Origin of the sequence: Flavobacterium sp. (assembly GCF_043756175.1) — a bacterium.
In the GTDB taxonomy this organism is placed as follows: domain Bacteria; phylum Bacteroidota; class Bacteroidia; order Flavobacteriales; family Flavobacteriaceae; genus Flavobacterium.
The window spans coordinates 19149-29339 of record NZ_JAYURN010000139.1; the positions used below are offsets into that span (position 1 = coordinate 19149).

At 29.7% G+C, this 10191-nt stretch carries 11 protein-coding genes and 1 pseudogene; 7 read left to right on the forward strand and 5 right to left on the reverse strand.

Annotated elements, in window-relative coordinates:
* Positions 1-128: 128 nt before the first annotated feature.
* From gmd to ACH2BP_RS11035, 7 genes are all read left to right on the forward strand, one after another.
* The gene (gmd, locus tag ACH2BP_RS11005) at positions 129-1163 is read left to right on the forward strand and encodes a GDP-mannose 4,6-dehydratase (RefSeq protein ID WP_395059843.1); all 1035 of its coding nucleotides are present in this window, start codon (positions 129-131) and stop codon (positions 1161-1163) included.
* Positions 1147-2043, forward strand: a complete 897-nt coding sequence (locus ACH2BP_RS11010) for a GDP-mannose 4,6-dehydratase (protein ID WP_395059845.1) — start codon at positions 1147-1149, stop codon at positions 2041-2043. Before gmd ends, ACH2BP_RS11010 begins: the two co-directional genes overlap by 17 nt.
* 11 nt (positions 2044-2054) lie before the next feature.
* Positions 2055-2867 carry a class I SAM-dependent methyltransferase gene (locus ACH2BP_RS11015; protein WP_395059847.1) on the forward strand — a complete coding sequence of 271 codons (813 nt, stop codon included), beginning with the start codon at positions 2055-2057 and terminating at the stop codon, positions 2865-2867.
* Positions 2868-3434 (forward strand): L-threonylcarbamoyladenylate synthase, encoded by a 567-nt coding sequence (locus ACH2BP_RS11020; RefSeq protein ID WP_395059849.1) that lies wholly within the window; start codon positions 2868-2870, stop codon positions 3432-3434.
* 26 nt (positions 3435-3460) lie between these two features.
* Entirely contained in the window at positions 3461-4894 is a 1434-nt protein-coding gene (locus ACH2BP_RS11025; protein ID WP_395059851.1) for a CCA tRNA nucleotidyltransferase, read from the forward strand.
* Positions 4895-4987: 93 nt separating this feature from the next.
* Positions 4988-6007 carry a COX15/CtaA family protein gene (locus ACH2BP_RS11030; RefSeq protein WP_395059853.1) on the forward strand — a complete coding sequence of 340 codons (1020 nt, stop codon included), beginning with the start codon at positions 4988-4990 and terminating at the stop codon, positions 6005-6007.
* A gap of 103 nt (positions 6008-6110) precedes the next feature.
* Complete coding sequence (locus ACH2BP_RS11035; RefSeq protein ID WP_395059863.1) at positions 6111-6884, forward strand: CDP-alcohol phosphatidyltransferase family protein; 774 nt, start codon at positions 6111-6113, stop codon at positions 6882-6884.
* 93 nt (positions 6885-6977) lie between these two features.
* Here the strand turns inward: ACH2BP_RS11035 and ACH2BP_RS11040 are convergent, their stop codons facing one another.
* From ACH2BP_RS11040 to ACH2BP_RS11060, 5 genes and pseudogenes are all read right to left on the reverse strand, one after another.
* Positions 6978-7736, reverse strand: a complete 759-nt coding sequence (locus ACH2BP_RS11040) for a LytR/AlgR family response regulator transcription factor (RefSeq protein WP_395059855.1) — start codon at positions 7734-7736, stop codon at positions 6978-6980.
* A gap of 72 nt (positions 7737-7808) precedes the next feature.
* Positions 7809-8123, reverse strand: a complete 315-nt coding sequence (locus tag ACH2BP_RS11045) for a 2TM domain-containing protein (RefSeq protein WP_395059857.1) — start codon at positions 8121-8123, stop codon at positions 7809-7811.
* A 12-nt stretch (positions 8124-8135) separates the two neighbouring features.
* Positions 8136-8435, reverse strand: coding sequence for a 2TM domain-containing protein (locus ACH2BP_RS11050; RefSeq protein ID WP_395059859.1), 300 nt, complete (start codon positions 8433-8435; stop codon positions 8136-8138).
* Entirely contained in the window at positions 8435-9790 is a 1356-nt protein-coding gene (locus ACH2BP_RS11055) for a 2TM domain-containing protein (RefSeq protein ID WP_395059861.1), read from the reverse strand. The genes ACH2BP_RS11050 and ACH2BP_RS11055 overlap by 1 nt, the downstream gene beginning before the upstream one ends.
* 31 nt (positions 9791-9821) lie before the next feature.
* A pseudogene (locus ACH2BP_RS11060) lies at positions 9822-10191 on the reverse strand (hypothetical protein); the annotation flags it as partial.

Consider the following 10191-nt stretch of genomic DNA (forward strand, 5'->3'; position numbering starts at 1 on the left):
CTTGACTATTACTAACTTTTTATTGAAAATAATAACTGCAAAGATATACTTTTGATTAATTATTTTTCGGGTTGTTTTAAAAAAATGTACTTTTGCATAAAAGCCGTTAATAAAAATTTAACATATATATGAAAAAAGCAATCATAACAGGTATTACAGGTCAAGATGGTGCATATTTAGCTGAGTTACTTTTAGGAAAAGGATATGAAGTTTATGGGACTTATAGACGTTCTAGTTCTATGAATTTTTGGAGAATTGAAGAATTAGGGATTCAAAATAATCCAAATTTGCATTTACTTGAATATGATTTAAATGACCAAACAAGTAATATCCGATTAATAGATAAAGTTCAACCTGACGAAATTTATAATTTAGCCGCTCAAAGTTTTGTAGGTGTTTCCTTTGATCAGCCAATTTCTACAGCCCATACAACTGGAATTGGTGCATTGCATTTGTTAGAAGCTATTAGAATAATAAATCCTAAAATTAGGTTTTATCAAGCCAGCACATCTGAAATGTTTGGTAAAGTACAACAAGTACCTCAAACCGAAGACACTCCTTTTTACCCAAGAAGTCCTTATGGTTTTTCTAAACTTTTTGCACATTGGGCAACAATAAACTATAGAGAAAGTTATGATATTTTTGGTGTAAGTGGTATTTTATTCAACCACGAATCGCCCTTAAGAGGAAGAGAATTTGTAACAAGAAAAATTACAGATACCGTTGCTAAAATATCTCTTAAAAAACAATCTATATTAGAATTAGGAAATTTAGATGCACAAAGAGATTGGGGTTATGCCAAAGAATATGTAGAAGGAATGTATAAAATGTTACAATACAAGGATGCAGAGACTTTTGTTTTAGCAACCAATAAAACATTTACTGTTAAAACTTTTGTAGAACTTTCTTTCAAACAAATTGGAGTCGATCTAGTCTGGAAAGGTCAAGGTGTCGACGAAAAAGGTTACAACCAAAAAACTAATGAATTATTAGTTCAAATTAACCCAGCATTTTTCAGACCTTCAGAAGTAGAATTATTGATTGGTGATGCAAAAAAAGCAAATGATTTGTTAAACTGGCATCCAGAAACTACTTTAGAAAAACTTTGCTCAATAATGGTGGAAGCCGATATAAGAAGAAACACAAATGGATTCTCATTCTAAAGTTTTTATTACTGGAATAAATGGTTTTACTGGGATTTATCTTTCTAAATATTTTGCCGATAAAAACTTTGAAGTTTTTGGATTAGCAAATCATAACGAAAGTAAAAATCCCAATATATATATATGTGATTTACTAGAAAAAGAAAAGCTAAATGCAATCATAAAAGAAATCCAACCTAACATTGTAATTCATTTAGCAGCAATATCTTTTGTAGGACATAAAAATCTTTCCGAAATGTATGATGTAAATGTATTAGGAACACAAAACTTGTTGGAAGCCATTAAAAACGAAGCTAAAAATAGTATTCGTAAAGTAATTTTAGCTAGTAGTGCAACCGTTTATGGAAATCAATCAGAAACAATTCTATCAGAAAATTTAAGCCCAAATCCTATAAACCATTACGGAATAAGTAAATTGGCTATGGAATTTACTGCAAAAACGTATTTTGACACACTTCCAATAATCATTACTAGACCATTTAATTATACAGCACCAGAACAAAATATAAATTTTGTAATACCTAAAATAACTAAAGCTTTTAAAGAAAAGGCTAGCATATTAGAACTTGGAAATATTAATGTATATAGAGAATATAATTCGATAAATTTTATTTGTGAATGTTATTATAAACTAGCAATAAGTAATTTTTATTCAGAAATTGTGAATTTATGTTCCGGTAAAACACATTCATTAAATGAAATTATAAATATCTGTACTAAAATTTCAAAACATAATTTAGAAATTAAGATAAATCCAGATTTTGTAAGAAGTAACGAAATTTATAAACTCTCCGGTTCACCAGAGAAACTATATGGCATGATTAGTCTAACAAATGATTATTCTATAGAAGATACTTTAAATAAAAATTTTGCAGATTAACCAATGATAATATGAAATGTAAAATATGTGAACACAACTCAAACATAATATTTAAAAAGATTGTCCTTCTAAAATATAATGTAAATTATTACAAATGCGATAATTGTTCATTTGTTCAAACTGATGAACCTTTTTGGTTTGAAGAGGCATACAATACTGCTATCACATCTTTAGATATAGGAATTTTGATACGTAATAATTATTTAACCACTGAAATTTCAAAAATAATTGACTGTTGCTTTGGAGAGGCAAAAAGAATGTTAGATTTTGCAGGAGGTTATGGCATATTTGTAAGATTAATGCGAGATAAAGGATTTGATTTCTTCAGACAAGATATTTATTGTGAAAATTTATTTGCCAAACATTTTGACATTAGTGACATAAATGATACACATTTTGATCTTGTTACAGGATTTGAAATTTTAGAACATTTACAAAATCCACTAAAGGAAATTGAAGAGATTTTTAAATATTCTGAAAACGCAATTTTCTCAACCGAATTGATTCCAGAATCTAATGATGAAATAGAAAATTGGTGGTATATTTCCCAAGAGACTGGTCAACATATTGCTTTTTATTCCCCAAAAGCTATGCAATTAATAGCTGAAAAATTTGGAAAAAATTATTATTGTAAAAACAAACATATTCATATTTTTACCACAAAAAATCTTGATACAGATCAAATAGATTATGCTCTTAACGATATTTCAATTAAAAGACATTTTTTTGGGTTAATTAAAAAACGAGTAAAAAAATATAGAAAATTTAGAGAGTCTTATCAATATAATGACTATCTATTTTTGAAAAAAATATTAAATTCATAAATGGACATCAACACCGAAATACACAACGCCTACGAAGTCATTAAAGATGGTGGTATAATCCTTTATCCAACCGATACCGTTTGGGGAATAGGTTGCGATGCCACAAACCCTGATGCTGTTGCCAAAATATACAAACTCAAACAACGAGAAGAAACCAAAAGTATGATTTGCCTAATGAATGGTGAGAAAATGATGTACAATGTTTTTAAAGATATTCCAGAAGTAGCTTGGCAAATCATGGATATTTCCGAAAAACCAACCACAATAATTCTTGATAATCCTAGAAATGTAGCGCCAAATCTTATTGCTCAAGATAAAACTCTCGGAATTAGAATCGTAAAGGAACCTTTTTGTTTCAAATTATTAGAGCGAATGAAAAAACCTCTAGTTTCAACTTCAGCAAACATTTCTGGTCAACCTACGCCAATAGCGTTTAAAGATATTAGCCCAGAAATTATAAAAGGTGTAGACTATGTTGTAAATTTGCATCGCGAAAAAATTGGAGGAAAACCATCAACAATTATAAAACTGTCGAGTGATTCTCAAGTAAAAGTTATTCGTAAATAGTTTTTTTACAGCAGATTAAATTTAGAATGACAAAAAACAGTTCATATAAAGAAGCGCTAAACAATAAAATTTTTGAAATCATTTCAAAAGCTTCCCAAGAACTTAATGTAGATAGTTATGTAATTGGTGGTTTTGTTCGTGATTTAATTTTAAAACGAGAATTCAAAAAAGATATTGATATTGTTGCAGTTGGCTCAGGAATTGAGTTGGCGTTGAAAGTTGCAGAATTATTACCAAACAAACCAAAAGTACAGGTTTTTAAAACTTACGGAACAGCAATGCTTCGTTTTGAAGATACAGAAATTGAGTTTGTTGGAGCAAGAAAAGAATCTTATAATCTAGAAAGTCGCAATCCAGTTGTAGAAAACGGAACGCTTGAAGATGACCAAAATCGTCGTGATTTTACAATAAATGCTTTGGCAATTTCTTTGAATGTAACAAATTATGGCGAATTATTAGATCCTTTTGATGGTTTGATTGATTTAGAAAATAAAATCATAAAAACACCCTTAAATCCTGATATTACTTACTCTGACGATCCTTTGCGAATGCTTCGTGGAATTCGATTTGCAACACAATTGGGTTTTACGATTGAAGAAAACTCTTTAAACTCCATTACTAAAAATGCAAATCGGATTAATATTATTTCAGGCGAACGAATTGTCGATGAATTAAACAAAATTCTCTCTTCAGACAAACCTTCAATAGGATTTTTGTTGCTTTTCAAAACAGGATTATTAGACATCATTCTACCAGAACTAACTGCTTTAAATCAAGTAGAAGAAATAGAAGGCCATACACACAAGAATAACTTTTATCATACTTTAGAAGTCGTTGATAATATTTGTCCAAATACAAAAGATGTTTGGTTACGTTGGTCTGCATTATTGCACGATATTGGCAAAGCACCAACCAAGCGTTTTAATAAAAAACAAGGTTGGACTTTTCATGGACATGAGTTTTTGGGTGGTAAAATGGCAAAAAAAATATTCGAACGTTTACACATGCCTTTAAATCACAAAATGAAATTTGTGCAAAAAATGGTCATGATGAGTTCACGGCCAATTGTTTTGTCGGAAGATATTGTAACCGACTCGGCAGTGCGTCGTTTGGTTTTTGATGCTGGTGAAGATGTAGAAAATTTAATGACTTTATGCGAAGCAGATATTACAACCAAAAACCCAAATAAGTTTAAAAAATACCACAAAAACTTTGAAATTGTACGTCAGAAAATCATTGAAGTAGAAGAACGTGATTCTGTCCGAAACTTTCAACCACCTATTACCGGAGAACAAATTATGGCTATTTTTGACATAAAGCCAGGAAGAGAAATTGGCGTTTTGAAAGAAGCTGTAAAAGAAGCAATTTTAGAAGGTGAAATCCCGAATGAATATCAAGCAGCGTATGAATTCGTTTTGAAAATAGCTGAAAAATTAGGTTTAAAAAAAGTATTGAATTAATAAATTTTAAAATAATTAATATTTAATTATAATTTGTTTCAAGCTGAAAAATATCTAAACTGTCTATCTTTACGTATTCAAAATTTATAATTAATGAAAAATAATAAATCTGTAATAATCTGGCTACTTTCGGGTTGCTTTTTAGTATTTGTAATGGTTGTTGTGGGCGGAATCACGAGATTAACAAATTCTGGTCTATCAATGACCGATTGGCATTTAGTAACTGATACCTTCCCCCCACTCACTGAAACTAAATGGGAGGAAACCTTCGAAAAATATAAGCAATTTCCAGAATACCAAAAAATTAATATTCATAACGATTTTACACTTTCCGATTACAAGTTTATATATTTCTGGGAATGGTTTCATCGATTTATTGGTAGAATAATTGGATTAGTTTTTATAATTCCTTTTGTTTTTTTCTTAATAAAGAAAAGATTGGATGCCGAAACTCTAAAAAAATCCGGAATTCTGCTAGGAATGGGTGCTTTTCAAGGTTTCTTAGGATGGTTTATGGTAAAAAGTGGTTTAATTGATGCACCTGACGTAAGCCATTTTCGTCTTTCATTACACTTAACATTTGCTTTTATTACTTTTGCTTTTACATTATGGGTTGCCCTAGATTTAATTTATCCTGATAGAAAAGAAGTTATTATTCCCTTGCGAAATTTAGCACGAATTACTTTAGTAGTTCTAATTCTACAAATTATTTATGGTGGATTTGTTGCTGGTCTTAATGCTGGGGTAATTCATACCCATTGGCCATTGATGAGTGATGGACAATTTTTTCACGAAAGTATTATTCTAGAAAAAAATTCTTGGTTTACAAGATTTACAGAAGGTAAAAGTGGCGTACAATTTGTTCATAGAACAATTGCCTATTTTGTAGTTGGATTAATATTATTTTTAACCTTCAAAAGTAAAAAATATTCACTTTCTGAAGCACAAAAAAATGGATTATACGGATTAATGATAATTGTTTTCATACAATTTACACTTGGTGTTTTAACTTTATTATATAGCGTTCCCCTATGGCTGGGTGTAACACATCAAGCTATGGCTTTTTTATTATTAGCAACAATGACTTATACTTTACATCGATTTAGTAAATAATATTTAACAAAATCTAAACTATTGTTTATACAAAAAATAGTCTTTAAAAAGATTACTTTTGCTTTTTGACTATATTGTCACATCTATTTGTTTTCACGCTTTAATGTCTAAACTTGCTGCAAAAGATAAATTTTTAGATTTATCAGATTACGGAAGACCTTTTGGGAAATTTCTTGCCAATTCTCTTAAAAATACACGTTTTACTCCTATTCATGTTACACTACTTTTTGGGCTTTCTGGTCTCATTGCTATTGGTTGTATGTTGAACAGAAATTATTTTTTTGCTGGCTTTTTTATCCTTTTAAAATCTGGAATCGATGCAGCAGACGGTGAACTTGCAAGGCTTAAAAACACACCTTCTTATTCTGGAAGATATTTAGATAGTGTGTTTGATATTATTCTCAATTTTATATTTTTAATGACTATTTGTTATGTCTCTAAAACTACTTTTTGGGTTACACTTTTAGCATTTTTCTGCATTCAATTACAAGGTACTTTATACAATTATTACTATGTAATTTTGAGAAATAAATCGGTTGGAGGAGATGCAACTAGTAAAGTTTTTGAGTATAAATCACCTCGAGCTTTATCTGGTGAAAACCAAAAAACAGTTGATATTTTATTTACAATTTATACTCTAGTTTATGGTATTTTCGATAAGATAATTCACTTTTTAGATAACGATGCTTACAGAGTAAAAACATTCCCTAACTGGTTTATGACTTTAGTTTCTATTTACGGTTTGGGTTTTCAATTACTAATAATTGTCGTAATGCTTCCAATGAACTTGATAGAATATATTGTTCCATTCTTCATAATCTACACTTTACCAATATTTGCAATTATTGGTATTAGAAAAGTGTTTTTTAAGGTTTAAAATCGTTATCAATAAAATCTATACTTAGTATTTAAAACTTATCAAATCAGTATTTTAACAATCCTTAATTAATTAAAGACTTCATTAATAAATTTATCCTATCCAAGTTTTAAATTCTTGCACTTTTTCCCGACTAACTATTACTTCTTCTTCTTTATAGGTTGGTAAAATAATTTTCAATCGTGAGTTAGAATACAATAAAATTTCTTTGATAGACTTCAGAGGGACAATAAATTTTCGACTGATGCGAAAGAAATTTTTAGGATCTAATTCTTGTTCTAAAACTTCGAGAGTCGAGTCTATAAGATAATTTCTATTGTCGAAAGTGTGAATATAAGTACCTTTATTTTCACTAAAAAAACATTCAATTTCGTCCATCAAAATGACTTTTAGTTGTTGTCCTATTTTTACAGTAAATCTTGTTTTATAATTTTTATCAAATGGGTTTTGAAGCATCTTTTTTATCTGTTCAAAATCCAATTGCAAGTTAGTTTCCAGTTTGGGTAAATTGGCTTTAAATTTTGCAACAGCAACTTCTAATTCGTCTTCATCAATTGGTTTGAGAAGATAATCAATCGAATTTAATTTGAAAGCCTTTAACGCATATTCGTCGTAAGCGGTTGTAAAAATTATTGCCGATTTTATAGCTACTTTTTCAAAAATTTCAAAAGATAATCCGTCGGATAATTGAATGTCGAGAAATATTAAATCTGGGTGTTCGTTATCAGAAAACCAAGCTATCGATTCTTCAACAGAATGCAACATCACATCGACTTTTACATTCAATTTTTCGAGTTTGCGTTGAAACAATCTTGCTGCTGGTTTCTCGTCTTCTATTATTATTGTTTTCATTTTTTGGTTTCGGTTTTTAGCTTTTGATTCCGAATTGATTTTTGAAATTGATTTTTTGAAATTGACATTGAATCACTCCCATTTCTCGTTCTTCTCTTTTTCTATTAGCTCTTTAATTTTTCTTTCTTCCCAATTATTCCCTAAAAACCATGTTGGTACAAAAGTAGAAAGTGCATGAGCTAATAATCCTATTCCCCAGAAAAATGCTGTAAAGAAATTTTCCTTCCTAAAATAACTTTCACTAGGTTCTAAATCTTGAATATTTAGAATGACAATCATGATATTTACTACGACATAAACAGTTAAATGAGTGTAAAATCCTTTTAGTTTCTTAACTCGTTTCAAAGCTTCTTGATAGCGTATTTCCTCGTTTGCATTTGTTTCCATTTCTATCTATTTTTATAAATTATTATTGCTTTCTTCTTCTTTCATATATTGAGCAATTTTTCGTTCTTCCCAGTCTTTTCCTAGAAATGGCATGTAATTAAAAGCTTTCATTCCGTGAAAAACGACTCCAATTCCCCAACCTATCATGGGCCAAAAGAACCAAATATGCTCTGGCGAATATTTTAGATTTATAAATAGCAAAAATAAATTTACTAGAATATATGAAATGAGATTTCCGTAAAAACCCTTTATTTCTTGCACTTGCTTTTTTGCTGCAAGGTATTTTTCGATGTTATTCTGATTTGTTTCCATTAGCTCCATTTTTTGTTTTTATCCTTATTCAAAAATTCTTGTATTTTACGTTCTTCCCAATTTTTTCCATATCCAAAAGTTTCAATTGCGTGAAATGTAACTCCCATTCCCCAACCAAACATTGGGAACCAAAACCACTGAAAACCAGAACTAGTATTTAAATTTATAATAATTAAAATTGGAATTACTGTACAATAGGAAATCAGGTTTCCGTAAAATCCTTTAATCTTTCCAACTCTTTCTTTAGCTCTAACATAAGCCATATTCTCGTTTATTATATTTTTTGTTTCCATAAAGGCGATTTGTTTCGTTAAAACTGGTATTTTGACACTAAATGTATTTTCGTTTTGTTCTATTAGTACTTTTCTGTTAGAAATGATTCCGTACCGATTGATGATGTTTTGCAAACCAACACCATGCCTATCCTGCAAAACTTCCTTCTTCTGAAAATTATTTTGAATAACTAAATAATCGCCATCAATAAAAATCTTAATATGCAATGGTTTTTGTTCCGATACAACGTTGTGTTTTACCGTGTTTTCTAATAAAAGTTGTAATGAAAGTGGAACTACTTTTGCTTCTGGATTGATATTTTCTGTTGGTAATTCGTATGTTAAACTATTTTCGAAGCGCATTTTTAACAAATTCATATACGTTTTAGCAAACGATAATTCTTCTTCGACCGAAACTAAATCTTTGTCTTTTTGTTCGAGAACATAGCGATAAATTTTTGACAATGAAGTAGTAAATCGTTGTGCATTATCAGGATTTTCTTCTATCAAAGAACTTAAAACATTGAGGCTATTAAACAAAAAATGTGGATCGATTTGATTTTTTAAACTTTCGAACTTAGCATTTGCTGTTCCTGCAATAATTTTTTGTTCGGTAACTTCTTTTTTGCTCACATTTTTCCAATTGATCATAAAACTTCTTGCGTGCATAAAAACCGAAACTCCAAGTGACAAAATAATATAGGAAAGATGTATTAAAACCATATCTGAATTAAAAAAATCACTCGACGGCAATTTATTTAAAATCACAAAAGTGAAATAATTTATACCCAAAACTACAGGAATGGTGTACAAAACAGTGGTTATAATCCCAAAATACACTCTAAGATTTGTTTGTTCTAACCAATCCCATTTTCTATCTAATGAATTATTTATCAAACCATTACCAAAACCAAGACCAAAAGAATACAATGAACTTATTAGAAATGAAAATCCAATATTTTTTAGATTAAAATCTTGATTGATTATTACTGTAAAAATTAAGGTAAATATCACAGCAATTTTTAGGCAGGCAAAAGCTCCTTTTTTAACTTCTGTAAATGTTTTTATTCTTTGATTTTCCATTTTCATTATTATCTTTTAGTCTTTTCCTTTACTATTTACAAGCTTTCAGTGCTTCTGTAGCTCTGTCCAATCCCCATTTTGGGTGAAATTGACTTTCTGGTTTAAAAGTAGCAAAAAGTCCGACAGCTTTTTCAATTTGCGCACACATTGGTTTTGTATCTCCACCAAAATATTTCGCACCATTTATTTCAAATTCTGCTTTGCAAAAAACAACTCTAGGATTTTCGGGTGCAATAGCTTGTGCTTTTGCATATAATTCCATTACTGGACCTGATAATTTCATTCCGTTTGTCATAGGATCAGCCACTATCCAAGCGGTATGAATCATGGCTTGCATGACTAAAAATTCAGCATTATTTGGGTTTTTGATTGTTTCAATGCTAAGTGCCAATTGCGCTTTG